Genomic DNA, 20,166 nt, shown 5'->3' with positions numbered 1-20,166 from the left:
AAGAACGTAACACCTCCAGATTTGCTTCTCCACAAGCATTCAAACAAAAACGTGGCCTGCCCCCTAATGGATAGCGCAATCACAGTTACGACAAACGACACAGTGAAATACTTGCACGTCACTGCACATCTTATTTAGCCTTTATTAATTGCATCCAATAGTTATATGTCTCTCGAAGCCGACCTAATGTCTTTGATCCATCAGCAATAGCGCACGCGAATGCATGAGCAACTCTTACTGGATTGGTAGGCAGCGAGCCAGATGCGGATATAACAGGCTGCCCGTAATCCGCCTGTTTCTTATTACCTTTTAAGTGACTCCAGCTCAGTTCAGGGTTATTTCGAACCGCCACTTCACCATAATACATTCCAACTAAAACAGCCAAAGACATTGCCTCTTCGGATAGAACAGGTGTGTTCAAATCAGCCGTGCCGGCAATTGAATCATTTCCTGTTTCGTTAACCGTTGATGACAGTTGCTCTTTATAAATCCGTGAAGCTAACCACTCAGCCACACCATCTAAAGATTCCGGGGAAAAATCCGCGTTCCAGCTTTCATATCCCGGCGTATGCCAAACAGCTTGAATTAACTCATCTAAACAGTAGGGTTTATTAAGCATAAAGAGTTCATAAAAACTATTTAGCTCTTTCGAATTCATAGATGAAAAAAAATCTGTGACTGGCGTATAGGCGGTTGTAAATTCCATAATCAATGCACCTTAATTTTGATTCCCGCGTCGGACAAAGCTTTTTCAAGGGCTGGCGCAGGTCCAACGCGTCCTGTGACGGGGCTCCTATAAAAATTCCATGTTACCCCATTAACCATACCGCGGCTCAGGAGCTCCGTATCCTTCATCACCTGAAGGGCTGTATTGGCGTCGAGTGAAGTGTATCCAACCTTGGACTCATGAGCCAAAGCACCTGGAGCTAGCTGGTCGACGACACGCACGCCTTGGGTCGTTTGGAAGGTAACTTGAGACTGACCACCCAATGGTTTTAGGGCATCCTCCCCGATTTTCCCTGTTGCTCCAATTCCGGCGGACGGATTAGGAGAAACAATTCGCGTCGCTCTATCCTCGGTCAACGTGTAGTAGTTACCATTACCGGCCAGAAACACCTGATTGCCATTGGCGTCCTGCGTTCCGGTAGGTTTGTAAGTCCCACCACCGGGGCCGTTCACGGTTCCATCAATTTCTTGTGTGTAGCCTTTGGGAACATTAAAGCTCGCGTCGTTTGCTGCTGATTTTCCGGTTCCGACAACTTTGGCCTCTCCAGAAATCAAAGTCGATGCAGGCACTTTTGTAGTAGACGTTAACCCTTTTAATCCGTACCCCCCAGCAATCGCCGCCGTGATGGCATGCATCGTCATGACAAAATCATACTGTTGCTCAACTTCCGCCCGCGTTTTCTCAGAACGGCTCGCAAGGTCCGTTATCACGATGTCGTGGAGAATGCTGGCATCGTCTAAGCCACGTAATGCAGCCTCGGCATTTTTTGCATCAGCCGGGTAAAGTTCTTTATAAAGCAGACGGACAGAGACAGGAGCCTCGTATTCCGCAAGAGCCTGACGTGCAGGTTCGATCAAACGACCGCAAGCGGAACTGGACAAATTTCCGGTAGTGCAGGCATCGCGAATCGCTTCATCTCGATCTTTATCGATAACGTTTATATACGCGAGTTCATCTTTTTCTTTGTCAGTGATGGTGCCCAGCATTTGCTTGCGTGAAAGCACAAACTTACGGGTCGCTTCCGGCACGCTGAGATAGTTATTCTCAACCGCATTCCTCCCAACCTGAGCCGCTGCCACCGCATCCAGTGCGCCCTTGCCGGACAACGATCCTGAAAGGCCACCCGCCAAGGTCGCGAGGCTGGAGATCGTCTGCTTTTGCGCCTGGGTCAGGTTCTCGTTACTGACATCGCCATACAGGTTCTCTTTGATCAGACGTGCGGTTTCCTCTGCCGCCACAGCACCGGCTGCACCAGCGAGTGCTGAGTTACCGCCAGCCTTGGCGAGCACAGCACCCAGTACCGCATGGGCCATCAGATTGGCTGTAGGGTCGCCCTTGGTCCTGTCCCTGATTGTTTCTGCCAGATACGGCGCTGCCGCACCCGCCAACGCACCGCCCACGCTGCCGCCCATCGCCGCTTGCACCACGGCAGTCACCGCCTGGCTGGCCTTCTGGAAGCTGCTGCCAACGCCGTAATCCTGTTGGGCACGCTGGCTGACTTGTTCCGGTGTCGGGTTGGCGATACCGTCCTCAATCAGCTTCTGCCGCGTAGCTTTACTGACGTCGCTGTTTGGATCGTTGGCGGCCTTGATCCGCGCCGCAGCAATCGCATCGCCAATGCCCTTGGTCAACTCCATCGAACTCTTGATCAGTTCCATGCGTTCCTGCATGGCCTTTTCATCAGGCTTGTCGAGACGCTGGTTGGCGTTGGCCGTGTCACGGTTAAGGCCGACCAGATCACCCGAACCCTCGGGGTTACGCACCACGATCGTGCCTTCGCTGACAGCACTGCGCGTGTAGCTGTGGTCCGAATCGTTCAGCGACATTCCATACAAGGCACCCGGCGTGAGGGTAGTCGCGCCGCCACTGTAGGAACCGGAGACGCTGACGCCGGCCGATTGGCTCTTGATCTCGCTCTTATTCTTGATGTCGCTGACCAGCAGCCGATCGGTGAGCAGCAGGTTTTTGTCGGCCGTGGCTTCACTGGCAATCACCGCACCTTGCAGGGTGGTGTTTTTGGCCACATCGATGGTGTAGCCACCCTTGCCGGCAAAGAAGCCGCTCTGGTCGGTGACGGCCTGGTAGTCGCTGTTCATCTTCGACGCCGCCAGGTTCGCGGACGCGGTTACTGGGGAGCCATAACAGATCGGCGGAATGCAGATGCTCGCACCGAAGCCCGCACTGTTCTGCTTGCTCTTGGACGTTTCGGTGTCTTGGCGCGACAGGATGTTGAGGTTGCCGCCGATGTTGGCATCGATACGGTCAGCGCGTACCTGCGCGCCGATCAGGCTGGTGTCCTGGCCGCTGCGCAGTACCAGCGAGCCGGTGTCCAACGTGGTGTTGACCTGGGTAACCGAGCCTCCAGAGCCAAGGTTCTTGGCGGTTTGTGCACCGAGGTCGATGGTGAAACCGTTTTGCTCGCCTATGTTGAAGCTGGCACCGATAGCGGTCCTGTTGCGTGAACCGTCGTTTTTGCGATCGGTGGTGTTCTGTGCGCTTTGCATCAGGATGTTGTTTTTCGCGGAGAGCAACGTGCTGTCGGCTTTCAACGTACTGCCGGTAATCGTCAAGTCACCCACAGTGCCCGGCGCATCGCCCGCAGCGATGATCGACAGTTTGCCCCCGGCGTTGAGGTTGCTCTGGTGAGCGGTCTGCGCCGTGTATTCGCTGCTGCTTTTGGTGCGGGTGTTGGCCAGTTCGGTACCGATCTTGATCAGCGACCCGTTGCCGGCAGAGCCACCAGTCTTGTCCTTGAAGCCGGTACTTTGTTTAGCGAGATCGCCCGCCTGGTTATTCAGGTTGTACATCGACAGCGCCGCCTGGGCGATCTTCACAGCCTTGAGGCGTGGATCGTCGGAGCTGCGCGCCGCCTCGGCTGCGTCGCGGATGCTGTTGGCGGTGTCGACCACGGTGCCCGCAATCACTCGCCCAACCGCCAAGCTTTTTGAGCTGTCCTTACTGGTCTGACTGGCCGTCTCCATCCCCGAAGTAACGGTGACATTGGCACCACTCAACTCCATGTTCTTGGTGCTCACCAGATCACTGGCCACCACCTTCAACTCACGCCCTGCCGTCAGCGACACATTGCCCGCACTCGAACCAATCGTGCTGCCGGTCAAGGTCATTTCATTGGCCGTACCGTTGTGCTTCGAGCTGTTGATGTACAGCTTCTGGTTGCCGGTCATGTCGTCCAGACCGAGCTTGTTGCCGGTCAGCACGCCGGTGAGGTCGCGATTTTTTTCCTTGTGCATGTCGGTGCGGGCGAAGGTGTTCTGCGCCGCGTCGATGGTCAGGTCGCGGCCGGCCTGGACGGCGAGGTCGCCGGTGCTGACCAGGGACGAGCCGGTGACCGTGGCATCGCGTTTGGCGGCGACCGTGACGGTTTCGCCGGAGACCATGCTGCCCATGGCGGTGGTGCGTTTTTCGTCGACTTTGTCCTGGACTTTGCTCGACTTGAGGCCGCCCCAGCTGCTTTTGCTTTCCTTGCGTTCGTGGCGGGCGCTGTCGGCGTTACTGACGGCGAGGATGTTCACGTCCTGGCCGGCCACCAGTTGCGTGGCGCCTTTTTCAGCAGTGACGGCACTCCCAGCCAGCAGCAGGTCTGCACCGGCGACGACTGTGCTGTTCGTCCCCGCGCTGACCAGGCTGCCGACGTTATTCACCACGTCGGTTTCATCCAGGCGGAATTTTTTGCCCTGGGAGGTTTTCTTGGTCTTGCTGTAGAAGCTGTAGTCCTGATTTTCGGCGGCTTTGAGCTCGAGGTTTTTACCGGAGACCAGGTAGGCCTCGTTGCCGGCATTGACCTGGCTGGCGACCAGTTGCAGGTTCTGCCCGGCGCTCAGGGTGGCGTCGCCGCCGGCCTTGATCACGCTGGACACTTGCTGCACGTGGTCTTCGATGCTCTTGACCTTTTTCGTGTTGCCCGTGGAGTGTTGCTCGTTCGCTGCCGCGATGGCGTTGAGGTCGCGGGTGGCAATCAGGTTGACGTCGCGCTTGGCTTCGACCTGGCTGGCGATGGCGCTGATATCGCGCCCGGCGATCACATGCAAGTCGCGGCCAGCATCGACCACCGAGCCCTGTTGGGCGATGGTGCTGAAGCTGGAACGGTTGCCGATGGCGCCGCTGTCGAGGGTTTTCGAGGCGGTGATGTTGACGTCGCCCACGGCTTTGACCGTGGTGTCGGCGCCGCTCTTGAGCACGCCGCCGACGTTGTTGACGTTGCCACCGGCTTGCATGGCCAGATCGTTGGCTGATTCGATGCGGGCGGCGCTGTCGACGAAGTCGCTGCGCTCAGTGCGGTAGCTGCTGGCGCTTTCGTGGGTGGTGACGCTACGTTCGTTGAGCAGGTCGGCGCCGGCGGCGAGGTTGACGTTGCCTGCGCTGATCACACCGCCTGCGCGGTTGGTCAGGTTGTTGCCGCTGAGCAGGTCCAGGCGACCACCGGCTTCCATCAACCCACTGTTGGTGAGGTTGCCGCCGACGTTCGCCAGCAGGCTGCCGGTAGCGCGCAAGGTGCCGGCGTTGTTGAGGTTGCTGCCGGTGATCAGGTTGACGTCAGTGCCGGAAATCAACGCGCCGTTGGGTGCCAGGCGGTTGCTGGCCTGGGCGAGGTACAGCACCGGCACCAGCACTTGTTGGCCGGCGACGGTGGTGCTTTCCAGCCACACGATGTCGTGGGTCAGGGCGGCGACTTGTTCGGCGGTGAGGCTTACGCCCACCGACAGGTTAAGCGCGGTTTTGCTGGCGATGGCGTTGTCCATCAAGTGCTTGAACAGGTCGGCGTCGCTGGTCTGGCCGTCGATGAAGCGCTGGCCGGTGCGCGCGAGTACGGCTTGCTGGATCAGGCGCTGTTCGTAGAAACCATCGCCCAGGCGCTTTTGCGCGGTGTCAGGGTCATAGCCGAGCTTGGTCAGCATGTAGTCCGAGCCCAGGAACTTGCGCATGTCGGTGAAAAGCGGGTTGGTTTCGATCAGGTATTTATGCGGGCTGGCCGCGAACTGGCTGGTGGGCAGGCCTTTGGCGCCATCGCTGTCGTTGAGGTGGAACAGGCCGTTCTGGCCGGTGGGCAGGTCGAAGCCAGGCAGGCCCAGCGGGTTGACCTGTTGCTGGACCACGTCCGGTGGCAGTTGCGGGTTGAGACTGACCAGGGTCGAGTAGCCCGGCGCATTGGTGTTGGCGCCGCTGCCGACGTAGGTGTAGCCACCTCGCACGACACTGTTGTCGATGCCGGCCTGAGCCTTCACATCCACGCTGCCGCCGGCCTGGATGACGGCGGCGTAGCTTTGGTCTGGCGCGCTTAACTGGGTGGTCTTGCGCAGGGCGATCTGCTCGCTCTCCATCTTGCCGATGAACGAGGCCAGGCCTGCTTCGACGCCGCTCATGTCCTGGCCGGCCGAATAGCGCTGGGTGAACGCAGCGGCTTCGCGGTACCAGGCACCGGGCTTGCGCTCACGGGCGGAGGTGAAGATGCGATCGTACTGAGTGTCGTGGGTCACTACACCGACATTGGTGAGTTGGTTGACGACGGCCGTGAGGTTGCCACCGGCGGCAATGCTACTGCTGCTGTTGAGCAGTTCGCCGCCGGTGAGCAGCATGTTGCCGCCCGAAGTGATGCTGGACGCTGCCGTGGCATCGCTGACGATGAAGTGATCACGCTGGGTAATCTGGAACGGCCGGTTTTGCTTGCCGCCTTCGCAGTCGCCACCGGTCACGCGAAAGATGCAGGCCGTGGGAGTGATGGAGGCGCTGTAGATGCCGGACTCGGTGGTGAGCACAGTACGGATGTTCTGGATCGTGCTGGCGGCCAGGACCAGGTTGCGCTCGCTCTCGATGGTGCCCGAGCTGTTGATGATGCTGGTGGCCAAGCCGCCCTGGCCGTCGCGGTCGACGCGCAGGTTACCCATGGCGTAGATCGTGGCGCCGAGGTTTTTCAGGCGCTCGACCTTGAGGTTCAGGTCGCCGCCACTGAAGATCAGGCCGTGGTCGTTGAGCAGGTTGCCCACCGAAAGATCCAGGCTGCCCTGGCTGGCGACGCTGCCGCCTACGGTCCAGTCCTTGCCGCTGCCGACCAGGGCGCGGGTGCCGAGCAGTTTGCCGGTGGCGGTCTGTTGCAGGTTATCCACGTTGACGGTCAGGCGCCCGGCCTGGATCGCGGTGCTGTTGGTCCAATTGACTTTGTCGAAGGTCAGGTCGCCGTTGGTGACCAGGCTGCCACCCACGTCATCGAGGCTGATGCCACTGAGGTCGAGCACCCCGGTGCCCACATGCAACACCTTGCCACCGGTGTTCTGGAAGCGGGTGGCGGCGAGGCTCAATTGGTCGTTGGCGGTCTCCAGGCTACCGCTGTTGTTGAGCAGGCCACCGATGGCGTAGCGGGTCTTGCCGCTGGTGCCCAAGGCACGCATTTGCCCGCTGTTGTTCAGGCTGGCGGTCTCGACATCGAGGGCCGTGGCGCTTTCGATGAGACCACGGTTGGTCAGTGCGCCCTTCAGGCTGACGTCGATGCGGTTACCCGCGATCTCGCCGCCGTTATCCACATTCTTACCGGTCAGGTGCACGCGATCCCGAGCAAACAGCGCGCCGCTGCCGTTGTTGAAATCCGTAGCGTCGATCTGCGCATCACCGGCTTTGGCGGCGATGCGGCCACCGTTGTTGTCGAGGGTGCCGGCGGTGATGGTCACGCCAGACTTTTCACTGTGGATCAGGCCGTTGCCGCTGTTTTGCAACAGGCCGCTGGTGGTCAGGGCCAGGCCATCGTTGGCGGCCAGGGTACCGGTGTTACGGTTGTCGATGCTGTTGGCGAATACCGTCAGCAAGCCCTGGCTGGCGAGCTTGCCGCCCTGGTTATCGATGTGCGCGGCGCGCTGGATCAGCAGCGGCCCGGCGCTGGCCAGCTTGCCGTTGCGGTTGATCAGGTCGCCGATCAAATCCAGGGTGATCGCCCCGCCAGCGGTCAGGTTACCAGCGCTGTTATCCAGGGTATTGCCGTTAAGGGTGAACGCACCGGTGCTGTCGATGATGCCGCCCTGGCTGTTGTCCAGCAGGCCGCTGACGTTGAGGGTCTGTGCGCCATCGCTGAGCAGGCGACCTTTGTTGCGGTTGTCGACGCTGGCGGCGGTGACGTTCAGCGCCTGCTTGGCGCTTAAGGTAGCGCCGTGGTTATCCAGGCTTTGCGCGGTGGCGGTGAGGTTGCGATTGGCGATCACCGTACCGGTGTTGGTGAGGTGCTGGCTGTCGAGGGTGACGTCGCCACCGGCATTGCGCGTGTTGTCGGGGTTGACCCCGGCTTCGATGATGCCGCTGTTGGTCAGTTGACCGTTGCTGGCCAGGGCAATGCTGTCGCGGGCGGCGAGGGTCTTGCTGTTTTTCAGGGTGCCCTTGGTCTGTGCCTTGAGGGTGGTGCCCGCGTACACAGCGCCCTTGGTCTCCAGGCTCGCGGCCTTGATGTCCACCGCACCGCTGGCGGCGGCCTGGGCCATGCTCAGGTGGCCGTTTGCGTCGAGCTGAATATCACCACCACTGGCCGCCAGTGTACCGTCGAGCTTCACGCCCACACCGGCTTCGGTGCCCACCAGTTTGATCGCACCGGCATACATGCCGCCCAAGGCCGACGAGTCGATGGCCAGTTCCGGCTTGGTGCTGCCGTCGTCGGCGCGCGCGGTGGCTTTCAGGCTTTGGGCATCGACGTCATTACGCCCGGCGATCACCGTGAGTTGTTTCGCGTTGATCTGCGCATTGATCTTGGCCGAACGCGTGATGATCTCGAAGTGGTCGACGTTGCTCGCGTTCAGGCCTTTGCCATCGATGGTCACGGCGCCGCCGTCGACCTGGTAGCTTTTCAGTTGCCCGGCCTGATCGATCACCGGTTTACCGGTGGTCAGGGTGACGTTGGGGGTGTTGATGAACCCGCAACCGTTGCAGCTGATGCCGTAGGGGTTGGCGACGATGACCTTGGCCGACTGGCCCGCCACTTCGGTGTAGCCGCGCAATTGGCTGGGGCTACCGCCTTTGACTTCGTTGAGGATGACATTCGCCGCGCCGCCCTTGAGGTTCGGGTTGCCGACAATGATCCCGCCCAGTTGCGTGCTTTGCACAATGCTGTTGGCGTTGTTGAGGATCACGCCGTTGGGGCCGACGTTGTAGTCCTTGAACTGGTTGTGGGACAGGCCGCTGCCGTTAGGGGTGGCGATGTTCACCACCGGCACGCCGTTGCCGGCCTGGCCAAGCGTGGTGCCCGGGCCACTGACCACGATCCCGTCGGCCTGGGCCAGCAGTGGCTGCCAGAACAGCGCGTTGGCCAGGATCAAGGCCAGGCCGCGTTGGCTCAGGGTTTTCAGGGCAGTAACGGGGCGAACGTCCATATTCAAAATCTCAAAGGCTGCGGGTGTTGAATTACAGGTAGAAATCCAGGCGGAAATAGATCGGCGCTTCGCGCTCGGTCATCACGCCAGGTCGCTCCAGGGAGTGGGCAAAGGTCACGCTGGTGCTGACGTTTTTGCCGCGGGCGAACAGCTCCAGGGAATTACTCGACACCCTGCCGTGCTGGTCATCGTTGTAGCGATCGTTGCGAATCACGCCCTGGTCATAGCCGACGCTGGCGCCGTATTCGGCAAAGGCCGGGCGCATCCAGTCGAGGGTCACCGGGCGTGCCCAGCGCACTTCGTTGCGCCAGTAGCCGCCGCTGTCGCCGGTCAGTTGCTGGTCCTTGAACCCGCGCACCGAGTACGAGCCGCCGAGGCTCATGCGTTGCGCCGGGTACAGCACGTCTTCACTGCGCTGTCCGGTGGCCAGGCTGGAAAAACTCAACGATTCGCCCCACAGCGTGAAGGGTTGCAGGTAGCTCACGGTGGCGGTGTATTTGCGGTAGCGCGGGGTTGGGGTGAGGTTGCCGCGGATGCGTTCCTGGTCATCCTTTTGGGCGTCAAAGGCGCCGGTGCCGTTCTGCATGCCGACATCCAGGTTGACGAAGGCATTGCCGATGCGGCGCCCGTGGTTGATGCCCACCTGGAACTCGCTGAGGCGGTTGCTGCTGACGTCCAGGCGCTCGTCGTTGAAGTAGTTGTTGGTGCGCAGATGCGTCAGGCCGACGTTGACCGAGGTCTTGCTCACGTCATCGCGATGCACCACGCGCTCGGCACGCAGCTGGTGGTTCTGGCTGTCGCCCGTTTGCTTGTACTTGTAGCCGTCAAGGTCGCCCGGCGTGCGGTACTCGCTCTCGCTGTAGGTGTAACTGAAGTTCCACCAGCCCCACGGCACGTTGTAGTAGAGCATGCTGTTTTTCGAGGTTTTCTGGTGGTCGCTGATGGCATCGTGGCCGCCGCGCAGGATCAGTTGATCGGCCAGGCCCAGCGGGCTATCCCACTCAAGGCCGGCGCCCCACTGCTGTTCGCCGGTGCTTTTCTGGCCGTCGTTATTGCGCGACAGGCTGGCGCGCCAGGGCTTTTGCGGCTGGTTCTTGACCAACACTTCACTGCCGCCGATCTGGGTGCCGGGGGTCAGTTCCATTTGCGCCTGCTTGGACGGCAAGCGGCTCAGTTGATCCACCAGTTGCTCGACTTCGCGCAGGTTGAGGGCCTCGCCGACCTTGCCGGGAAACGCCATGGCCAGCTCGCGGTCGGTGACCGTACTGCCCTGGGCGCCCTTTATGCCTTCGAGTTTGCCTTCGACCACCAGCACTTGCAGATGGCCGCTGGAAAGGTCCTGTTGTGGCAAGTAGGCACGGCTGGTGACGCGGCCCTTGGCGATGTAGTCGTCGGTGATGACCTTGAGCAGTTCATTGAGCTGCGTAACGCCCAGGCATTGGCCGATATAGGGTTTAAGCAGGCGGTTACGGTCGGCAGCGGAGAGGCTGTCGGCGCCCTTGAGCTCGATGTCCTGGATGGGGAAACAACGTGTGTCCGCAGGCTGTGCCGGGGCCTGTGGCTGGTTGCTTTTGCCGGGCAGGTCCTGGAGTTCTTCCAGGCGCCGGCGCTGCTCTTCGAGGAGGCGGTTCTGCCGGTCGCGGATCAGGTCCTGATCACCCGGCGTAGGGGCGGCCAAGGCACTGTTTGCGCTCAAATAAGCGAGCAGCAAAGTGCATAGAAAATACCGAGTCCGTGGCAATAACAAAGACATGTTCGATCCGTCGAAATTCAAGGGCCGGGAAACTAACATCGAAAGTGCGCCAGCCCAAGAAACTGGGTTAGTTGCACTTGCGCACTAGTTAATCACGCAACTAATTGATTAATAACAATAAAACAGACTGCCTAGCTTTAGCGCCAAGTATTAGTCCGACAGGCGGCAGCTGTTTTGATGGCTATTCGTCGGAGAACTTGGAATTGCCATTATTTGGCCATCAAGTTCTTTCCGAGATAAGTTAGTACCGAAAAAAGCCGATAAGTTCGCGGGGGTTTTGTGAATTGGATCGCAATAACCGGTATTGGCAGGGTGAGAGCCCCATGTGGGAGGGGGCTTGCCCTAATGCCATTCAGTTAAGGCTTTTGCAGGAGCGAGCAAGCTCGCCCCTACAGTGAATCCCACATTGGATTGGGTTTACAGCCTTAGCTGGCGTCTTTGTTCTGAGACGCGCCAGGCACGAGGGTCAAGCCTGGTTTTTCCACGTCGCGGGAGACGTGGGCTTTGACTTCCGACACGCCGCCGTCTTCGTCGTTGTGGATCACCAGCACGCCAGGCCGGCGCAGTTGCTCCAGGTCGCCCTCGGCGAGGCTGAAGCTGTCGCTCAGGTTCTGGTCGGTGAGGGCCTTGGCCTCGGCGCGGCGTTGGGCGAACTTGCGCCCCTTGCGTTGCTGGTAGCGTGCCCAGGTGACCAGGATCACGGCGTTGAACAACGCGATCCACAGGTAGATCTGCAGGGTATTGAGCGCCGCGAAGATCGGCGCCTCGATGCGTGGGCCACCGCGGGTGTCCAGCATCGAGCTGATCCCGCGCGCCAGCAGCCAGACCAGTCCGGCCCAGGCCATCAAGGTCAGGATCACGTCGATGATCCACATCACGGTACTTTGGCGAGTTCTGACCAGTTTCATGCTCACGCCTCCTCTTCAGCCGGTTTGATACCGCGATCCGGGCTGACCCAGCGCGCACGTTTCTGGTGCTGGTTGAACAGCACCTTGGGAAAACTGACCAGGGTGGTAAACAGGCTGACCAGCCAGAACACCATCGGGTACCACACGGTCCAGAACAGGGTTTTCCACAGGTCTTTCTCGTAGCGGCGGTCGATCAGGATGCTCACCGCAAACTGCAACAGGCACACCATCGCCAGCACCAGTCCGGTAAACGCCGGTGGCATCAGTGAGTCCACCGCAATGGCCTGTGGCATCGGGATGAATTTGCCCACGCCCCAGAAGATCACCGACAACATAAAGGTAAAGGCCCAACCGGTGGACAGGCAGTATTCGAACAGCAGCGGCCAAAGGTAGCGGTGGCGCCATTGCCAGATGCCACGGATGTTCTTGAACAGCACTTCGGCACCGCCCTGGGCCCAACGCAGGCGTTGCTTCCACAGGCCGCCGACGGTCTCGGGCATCAGGATCCAGCACAGGGCGCGGGGCTCGTAGAAGATGCTCCAGTGATCGAGTTGCAGCTTCCAACTGACATCGATGTCCTCGGTGATCATGTCGGTGCTCCAGTACTCGATGCGGTCCAGCGCCTTTTTACGGAACGCCACCACCACACCGGACACCGTGAAGATCCGTCCGAATACACGCTGGGTGCGCTTGATCAAGCCGATGATCGAGGAGAATTCACCCACCTGCACGCGGCCGATCAAGGTCGAGCGTGTGCGGATACGTGGGTTGCCGGTGACGGCGCCCAGGCGTGGGTTGTCGAGCATCGGCGCGACCATATACGCCGCCGCGTTTTTATCCAGCAACGCATCGCCATCGATGCACACCAGGTATTCGCTGCGCGCGGCCACGGCGCCCATGCGCAAGGCCACGGCCTTGCCCTGGTTCTGCGCCAGGTGCAGCACCCGCAGGCGCGGATGCTCCAGTGCCAGGGCATCGAGGACGGCGGCGGTGTTGTCCTTGGAACCGTCGTTGACGGCGATCACTTCGATGTTCGGGTACAGCTGACCCAGTGCCGCATGGATAGTGTCGGCGGCGTTATCCCCTTCGTTGTAGCAAGGGATGATGATCGAGATCAGCGGGTTGCCGGCCAGGGTTGGCGCCGGGGTGTCTTCGTCCCAGGGCCAGTGGCGCTCCCAGTGCAGCCAGAAGTACAAACCGCCGGCGATCCACAGTGCCGACATGAACAGCGGGTAGAAAAACACGAAGTCCATCAGGAACTGCCCGGTGACCAGGAAGATCAGGCCCAGGGGCACGCCTAATACCAGTGCCAGCACGAATAAAGCCAGGATTCTGTCGAACATGGTCAAGGGTTCCATTGGTTGGAAAGGGCCGGACGCACAGTCTTCAGGTCCGGGGAGTTTTCCAGGAAGTTGTCCGGGTAGTAACCAAAACTCGTGACCCCCTGGCGCTTGAGCACACCCATCCATTCAGCCATCTGCGCACCGCCGATATCGGGTGCGGCCTTGGTGCGCCAATCTTTGGCCTGCAGTTCAAATACAGTGCGTTGCAACGCACCCGGACGCGCCTTGACCGTCGCCACCAGCTTCTCCAGCCAGGCGTTGGAGGTCTTGTACTCCTGGCCTTCCATCAGCGGCATGGCCATCGGCGCGGTCCAGTCATAGGTCTGGAGGAAATCATCGAGGTTCTGGGCGAACCAGGCCTCGCTCGCCGGGTTGAGCATCGGCTCGGCGAAGATATTGCGCGCGGTCAGCACCTGCGGCCCACCGATGGCGTGGACCTTGGCGGTCAGCTCTTTGGTGAAGTCGATCAGGTAGCGGCTCTTGAAGCGCGTCCAGCGCTGCATCACCGCAGGGTCGGCGCGCAGGGCCTCGATGCTGCCCGGCAGGCCGTTGGCGGCATAGGCCTTGAGCGCGGCGGGGCTGGCGTCTTCGAAGTCCGAGAGCACCGCGTCGTCGTGGTACAGCACGCCGTCGATGGCATTGTTGCGCGCCAGGTCTTCATAGATCTCGCCAATGATCTTGCGCACCTGCGGGTCGAACGGCGACAGGCGTTTGTATTGGTCCGGGTCGGTGCCGACCTTGCCGGTTTCCGGGTCCCAGCGCGTTACGCGGGGCAGCTTGGGGTCAAGGGCAAAACTCAACACCGGCATCCACGCATACACGGCGGCATGGGCACGGGTGTGCAACTGCCAGGAGACGCGGTTGAACAGGTCGGCGCGCACCGGCAAGTGACGGTTGGGGAAGTACAGCTCGTGCACCAGGCCATCACCCTTGGGGTCGGCGAAGGCTTGCAGGAACACCGTACCGGCGCCCATGTCCACTACGCGCTGCACCAATTGGTCGAGGTTGCGCGCTTGCTGGGCCGGGTCCGGGTCGTAGACGTTGTCCAGGTCCACATGCAGCACCCGCAGCGGTGCCGGGGTTTGCACGGCGACGATGCTGTTGGCGAAATGTTCGCCGTCCGGGTCGGAGGCCACCAGGAAGCGTGGGCTGTTCATCAAGTCATCGGAGCTGTCGAGACCGTCTTCCAGGGTCAGGGCCATCTGGTAGCCCTGCTCGCCGACGATCGCCAGGGAAGTGCCCTTGGCGGCGCCGTACGGCCATACCCATACCCGAGGCTTCTTGCCGGTCACGGTCTGGATCTTGTGGGTGATCGCCGCGACGTCCGCCCGGATCCGCGCCTGGAACTGCGCTTGGGTTTCATAGCGGCCCGTGGCCGGGTCATAGCGCAGCGAGGTCGCCGCCGGCTCGAGGTTGCCCTGGGGGTTGGCCAGGATCCCGGTGTGACTGGCATCGGTGTGCGCAGCGATTTCCACCAGGCCGGACTGGGACACTTCGCGGATCTGCTGCCAGGTGAGGAACTCCCCGCGTGGTCGTGGCGAGCCAGCGAAGTCCACCGGTTTGTTCATCGGCGTGTCGATCCAGTAGCCTACTGGCGCCAGCACAGCCGGCCAGTGATAGGCACGCAGGATCGGCATCACGCGGGTGTAGAAGCTGGAGTAGCCATCGTCGAAGCTGAGCATGATGGCTTTGGGCGGCAACGCGGGGCCGCCACGCCGGGCGGCCAGGATCTGGTCAACGCTGACCGCCTGGTAACCGTTCTCCCGCAGCCAGGCCAGTTGTTCGATCAAACGCTCGGTGCGCACCGCCACCACGGCCTGGTCAGGATCGCGGTCCGACACGTCATGGTAGGCAATGCCCAGGAAGTGGTTTTTCGGCCACGCCACTTCGTTGGCCGGTGTCGGCCGCTCGGCGGGTGGAGTGAAAGGTGCGGGTTGTTGGGCGCAGGCACTGGCCAGCAATACGCCCAGAACCAACAAGCAACGGCTGAGGAAGGTCATGGTCAGGCTCTTTTAGAAACGGTAAGTGAGGTCGACGAGCAGGCGCAGATCGCGTTCGCGATCACCGTCGTAAGGTCGGCTGATCAGGCTCAGGTTGGCGCCGGCGTCCAGAACGTCGTTCCAGCGAAAGCGTTGGCCGTAGCCCACCAGACCGATGCCACCGGTGGAATAATCCCGCTGGCTATACGTACCCGCACCGATTTGGAACTGCTGACTCCACTGGGTCTCGTAGCGGTGATAGAGCACATGGTTGATGTTGAGGACGGGCAACACGGTGAAATCCGACTTCGGGTTGAAGTACACCGTGTCTTCCTTGCTGTTGCGGCTGGCGCCGACTTCCAGGCCCAGGTCCACTTGCACTTTCGGCGAGCTGTAGAGGCCTTCGCGACCGCTGAGCAAGGCTTCGAAGCGGTCGTTGCCATCGCTGAAATGGGAGGGGCTGAGGGTCAGTTTCCATTCGCGGCTTTCGTTGGCGCGCCAGCGGATAAAGCCGCTGCCGCCGTTGGCCGTGACACCGTCATTCAATGCCCGCAGCGGCGTGGTACTCAGGAGGTAGCCCAGGCTGCCGCCGTATTGCCAGTTGTCGTTGATGTCGCGGGCAATCGACACGGCGGCGCCTTGTTTGGAGCCATCGCCGTAGGAGTGGTTGGACACCTCGGCTTCAATGGTCATGTCGCGGGTACGCCGCTCCACACCCACGACCTGCCAGCGATGCTGGCCCGTGCCTTCGCTGAAATCGGCCTTGGCGTAGCCGGCGCCGGCGAACACACGCCAGTCTTCGTCGATGGGCGGGGTGTAGAGGCGACTCTCGATGCCCCAATCGCGGCTACCCGCGACGGCGCCCGCTTCGCTGTCATTGCCGCCACCAAAGCTTTTGCCGGTGTACGCCTCCACGCGCAGTTCGGCCATGTCATGCACATCGCGCAGGCGGCTGAGGCGCTGGACCTGGCGGTTGTCGCCGTTACGGGCGACCACGTCATCGGTGAGCACGTCGAGCTGGCGCCACTCCTGCAGGTCCATGGCGGTGTAGGCCTGGCTCACTTCCAGGTTTGTGTCGCGCGGGGCCTGGGCTTCGGTTTCCTTGAGAATACCTTCGGCGCGCCGAGGCAGATCACGGGCGCGGTACATGTCAGCCTGGGCCAGGCGCAGGCCGACGTTGCCGGGGGCTTTTGCCACCAGCGCTTCCAGGCCGGCTTCGCTGCCCGGCAGGTCGCCGCCGTAGACGCCGGCCTGGGCCGACAGTTGCTGGGCGTCCATCCATGCGTCGTTGGGGTTGCCGATGGGCAAGCCCTTGAGTTCGACCCGCGGGTTCTGGCTGTTGGCGAGCCCCTTGGCGACCTCGTTGGCGTCCTCGGCTTTATCGCTTTCCTGCAAGGCGTAGAACAGCGCGGTGGTGTCTTCGACCCGATCATCGGGCTCGGCGTCGGTGGCGCTCAGGGCCTGGCGATACAGCGGCTCGGCTTTTTCCGGCTGACGCTGGTCGAGGTAGGACGCGGCCACCCAGCGCACGGCGTAGGTCGGCAGTTGCACACCTTCGGCCTTAAGCACTTCGTACTCGCGGATCACTTCAGCGGTACGCGCACGGGCCTTGAGTGCTCCCAGGCGGTCGATACGCCAGCGCACCACATCGTCATGGGCGGTGGCGTCCGGGGTCCAGCGGGCGAGCAGTTTGTCGTAATCGGCCAGGGCGCGGTCGGCAATCACGTAGCGTTCTTTTTCGCTGCGGGTGGCGAACTCGGCCATGCGCACACGCTCGGCAGCGAGGTCGCCTTCCAGGCGGCGCTGGGTCACCGGGTCCAGCAGGCCAGGACGCTGGGCCGACAGGCGCAATGCGGCTTCCGGCAGGCGGGCCTTTTGCAGGGCGACGATGTATTCGCGGGCGACGTCAGGCTTGTCGCCGGCGCGGATAAACGCCTGGTCGAACTCGAACAGTGCGTCGTAGTTCAAGCCGGCACGGGTCAGCGCATAACCCAGGGCCATGCGGCGGTTGGGGTCATCGGGCTTGGCGGCGACCAATGCTCGGGTGCGTTGCACCGCCTCGTCAGCCTTGCCGCCATCGGCCTGGGTCAGCGCCAGGCCCAGTTGCAGGTCGACGTTATTCGGTTCGCGCAGCAGCGCCTGGCGATAGACCGCCTCGGCCTGGGCCCATTGCTTCTGGTTCCGGTAGGTACGCGCGACGGTGGCGAGCGCCTGGGTGCTGAGGTTGATATGTTTGCCCTGAGCCTCGTACACCTTCAACACTTCGGCGTCCTGGCCGGCCCAACCGGCGATCACCAGATGATCGCTGACCTGGCCTGGCGTCTGGCGTTCGGCAGACAACTGGCGCAATTGGGTCAGGGCGGGGGTGAAGTTGCCGTTGCGCGCCTGGATGATCAGGGCGTCGTAGGCCGGATCGGCCATGGCGAAGGCGGGCATCAGCAATTGGCTGCATAAGGCTGCACCGATGAGCAGTCGCAACCGGCCTGATGCACTGAGTGGTAGGTTTCGCAACATATCGTGAGCTTCCTTACACAAGGAAAGCTGTAACGATAGGTGGTCCTGAGCGAATTGCTGCAGGGTGCCGGCGTCTAATGACCCGGCCTAGCTTTCCTATGCGAACTATCTCTTAGGAAAGTAGGAAAAAGACCAATTCAGAACAATTGTTCAGAATTGGCCAGCCGCCTGAAATGTGAACGAGGGAGCGGACTTGCCTGCGATAACGGCTGGCAGCCGCCACGGGCGCCGACTGTTTGACCCCTATCGCGGGCACTCCCGCGCCCCCATTATTTATTTCCGGGCGATGGCAAAATCTTTACTGCGCGCCGCTGACCGCGCCGACCTTGGCCATCACAAAACCAATGAACTGCTCGACGGTCATCTTCTGGCCGTTGAACGTCACTTCATTGTTGGCGTAGTGCAACTTGGACACCACGTCGCTACCGACCAGGGTTGCCAACTGGGTGCCAACCGCCATGCCACTGACCATCTCAGCGGCCATCTGCGACTGCTGCTCGATGGCTTTCGGGTCGGTGACGCCACCGAGTTGCGCTTGCAGGGCGGCAACGTCACCTATCATCGGTTTGGACAGGGTCAGGTTGGCATCCAGCAGGGCAATCATCTGCTTGCCCAGTTCAACCGGCGGCAGCTCCATGGACGCCGGCTTGGCCAGGTCCACCAGCAGGTTGAACTTGCTTTCGCCATGGGTGGTTTTCAGGGACAGGTTTTCCACCGCCACTTGCGGCTTGGCGGCCAGTACCTGGTTGACGTTCGCTTCGGCCAGGGCCTGCTCGGCTTCGGTCAGTTGCAACTCAGGTGCGGGCTCGCCGGCTGCGGCAGCGGCTTGCACCGGCTGCATCTTGTCCTGGTAAAGCTTGGTCAGCACCAGCATGGCCGGGATGTCGACATTCTTCATGCTCAGGGCCATGGCCGCCGAACCCACGGGTTTGCCCTGGTAACCGATCTCGTCGATCTTGTAGTCGACACGGCCGGCCAGGTTGTTGTCCTTGGTTTCGCTGGAGTCTTTCTGCTCGAAGCCTTTGACGGTCAGTACGGCTTTCTGCGGGCCGAAGGTGAACTTACTGTCGGTCAGCTCAACGGTGTTTTGCCCGGTGTAGAAGCCAAAGGTGGATTTTTCCAGATTGCTGGCGATGGTCAGACCAGACAATTCAGCTTCGAAGTGTTCGCCCTTGCCATCCTGCCCGGCGATCTTGAAGCTGTTCATGAAGCCGTCAGCCTTGACCTTCTGGCCTTCGGCGGTGCTGTCGAAGTTCAGGTTGGCGCCGGAGAAGCTCGCCGACGCTGCGGCGTCCTTGAACTCCAGGGGCAGCAACTCGATGTTGCCGTTGACCGAGCGGCTATAGCCGATATTGGCCACGCCTTTGAGCGGCGACACGTCTTTGGCGGCGGCGAACCACTTCTCGGTGGTGGCGTTCTTTTCCAGTTCGTAGTGACTGGTGGCCATGACCGGCAGCCATTTGAGCGTCACCAGGCGCGAGAACGGCAGCGGGCCGTGTTCGATATGGTCGACGAAGAGCAATTCCGGATTAGGGTTTTCTTCGCCGAAGACCGAACCCTGGCCTTTCAAGCGGTAATGGGCGGTGCTGCTGAACACGCCACGGTCCAGGGACACCAGCTCCAGGGCCACGGTGCCGTCGACGCCCGCCATGGACGTCTGCAGTTCCTTGTTGGCGTTCTGGATCGCGGTTTGCAGCACCGGCTCCAGTTGTTTACCGGTGTACCAGGCGCCGCCTGCACTGACGACGCCTACGGCGACAACAAAACCCAAAAGAACGACTGCTGGCTTATTCATGAAGTGACCTGATCAAATCCTGTGAGAAGTGGGCTGTCTTCCTTGAACCCTGTTGGGGTTGGCTCAAGCCCGCCGAAAACGGGGGAAGATTAGCACTGGCTGCCGCGAACGGCCCAGCTTTCTCAGAGGGGTCAGGCGCGCCGTTGGTTCACGAATACTCCAATTCGATCTCGTCGAGCTGGTGGTCGAAGGTCTTCAGGCGTGCGGTCCAGGTGTATACCAGCACCTCAAACTCGCGGTGTATGACTGCATTGCCGGGGGTGTCGGACTTGGGGTCGCAGAAGTCCAGTTGGTAGCGCTCACGGGCCATCTGGGTGGCAACGTCAGATAATTCCCGCGCGTTATTGAGCCAATGCCTGCCATCGGCGACCTGCCGATCAAGCAACACACACTGTTTTTTCAGGATTTCGAGGCTTTTTTCCAAGGGCGTGCCGGTGAGGTCGCCCATGACTTCCTGGAAGGTACGCCCCGGCTGCCAATAGCTGCCCCAGAAATAGCGGTCGAACACGGTTTCGACCCGACGCAGCGCGACCTTGGTGTCCCAGATCGCCACGCGGGTCTTGCCTTGTTCGAGGAGTTTTTTCTTCACGCGTTGGTTCTGGTAGGACGCCCAGGCCACCACGCCGATGGACAAGGAGCCGATCACCAGGCAGGCGCTGTCGAGAAACACCATGGCCTTGTCGAGTTGATGGGAGAGCATGACGCCGTAAAAATACGCGGCCGATAACAACACCAGTGCGAAGAGCACGCACCAGAAAGCGGGAGCATAAGGGTTTTTCATTATTGG

9 protein-coding genes are annotated in these 20,166 nt (G+C 60.9%); all 9 read right to left on the bottom strand.

Annotated features, from left to right (window positions below):
* Positions 1–130 precede the first annotated feature (130 nt).
* Complete coding sequence (locus AD670_RS31525; RefSeq protein WP_156338294.1) at positions 131–706, bottom strand: hypothetical protein; 576 nt, start codon at positions 704–706, stop codon at positions 131–133.
* Positions 707–708: 2 nt separating this feature from the next.
* Complete coding sequence (locus AD670_RS22645; protein ID WP_256243929.1) at positions 709–9,087, bottom strand: hemagglutinin repeat-containing protein; 8,379 nt, start codon at positions 9,085–9,087, stop codon at positions 709–711.
* A gap of 31 nt (positions 9,088–9,118) precedes the next feature.
* Entirely contained in the window at positions 9,119–10,840 is a 1,722-nt protein-coding gene (locus tag AD670_RS22640) for a ShlB/FhaC/HecB family hemolysin secretion/activation protein (RefSeq protein WP_053137614.1), read from the bottom strand.
* A gap of 425 nt (positions 10,841–11,265) precedes the next feature.
* Positions 11,266–11,748, bottom strand: coding sequence for a poly-beta-1,6-N-acetyl-D-glucosamine biosynthesis protein PgaD (pgaD, locus tag AD670_RS22635; protein WP_053137611.1), 483 nt, complete (start codon positions 11,746–11,748; stop codon positions 11,266–11,268).
* Between the two features lie 2 nt (positions 11,749–11,750).
* Positions 11,751–13,091, bottom strand: coding sequence for a poly-beta-1,6-N-acetyl-D-glucosamine synthase (pgaC, locus tag AD670_RS22630; RefSeq protein ID WP_053137608.1), 1,341 nt, complete (start codon positions 13,089–13,091; stop codon positions 11,751–11,753).
* Positions 13,092–13,093: 2 nt separating this feature from the next.
* Positions 13,094–15,091 (bottom strand): poly-beta-1,6-N-acetyl-D-glucosamine N-deacetylase PgaB, encoded by a 1,998-nt coding sequence (gene pgaB, locus AD670_RS22625; RefSeq protein WP_053137606.1) that lies wholly within the window; start codon positions 15,089–15,091, stop codon positions 13,094–13,096.
* Between the two features lie 12 nt (positions 15,092–15,103).
* A complete protein-coding gene (gene pgaA, locus AD670_RS22620) occupies positions 15,104–17,584 on the bottom strand; it encodes a poly-beta-1,6 N-acetyl-D-glucosamine export porin PgaA (RefSeq protein ID WP_053137603.1) in 2,481 nt (826 codons plus the stop codon).
* 298 nt (positions 17,585–17,882) lie between these two features.
* Positions 17,883–19,379, bottom strand: a complete 1,497-nt coding sequence (locus AD670_RS22615; protein ID WP_053137600.1) for a YdgA family protein — start codon at positions 19,377–19,379, stop codon at positions 17,883–17,885.
* A 148-nt stretch (positions 19,380–19,527) separates the two neighbouring features.
* Positions 19,528–20,160, bottom strand: a complete 633-nt coding sequence (locus tag AD670_RS22610) for a hypothetical protein (protein ID WP_053137597.1) — start codon at positions 20,158–20,160, stop codon at positions 19,528–19,530.
* Positions 20,161–20,166 lie beyond the last annotated feature (6 nt).

The sequence above is a fragment of the Pseudomonas sp. MIACH genome (assembly GCF_001269925.1).
In the GTDB taxonomy this organism is placed as follows: Bacteria; Pseudomonadota; Gammaproteobacteria; order Pseudomonadales; family Pseudomonadaceae; genus Aquipseudomonas.
The sequence above is the reverse complement of the archived record's forward strand: the minus strand, read 5'-3'. Positions and strand labels throughout refer to the sequence as shown.

Coding starts and splice junctions, on each gene's coding strand:
- pgaA (WP_053137603.1), bottom strand. CDS start 17,584: ATGTTGCGAAACCTACCACTCAGTGCATCAGGCCGGTTGCGACTGCTC.
- AD670_RS22615 (WP_053137600.1), bottom strand. CDS start 19,379: ATGAATAAGCCAGCAGTCGTTCTTTTGGGTTTTGTTGTCGCCGTAGGC.
- AD670_RS22610 (WP_053137597.1), bottom strand. CDS start 20,160: ATGAAAAACCCTTATGCTCCCGCTTTCTGGTGCGTGCTCTTCGCACTG.
- AD670_RS22645 (WP_256243929.1), bottom strand. CDS start 9,087: ATGGACGTTCGCCCCGTTACTGCCCTGAAAACCCTGAGCCAACGCGGC.
- pgaD (WP_053137611.1), bottom strand. CDS start 11,748: ATGAAACTGGTCAGAACTCGCCAAAGTACCGTGATGTGGATCATCGAC.
- pgaB (WP_053137606.1), bottom strand. CDS start 15,091: ATGACCTTCCTCAGCCGTTGCTTGTTGGTTCTGGGCGTATTGCTGGCC.
- AD670_RS31525 (WP_156338294.1), bottom strand. CDS start 706: ATGGAATTTACAACCGCCTATACGCCAGTCACAGATTTTTTTTCATCT.
- pgaC (WP_053137608.1), bottom strand. CDS start 13,091: ATGTTCGACAGAATCCTGGCTTTATTCGTGCTGGCACTGGTATTAGGC.
- AD670_RS22640 (WP_053137614.1), bottom strand. CDS start 10,840: ATGTCTTTGTTATTGCCACGGACTCGGTATTTTCTATGCACTTTGCTG.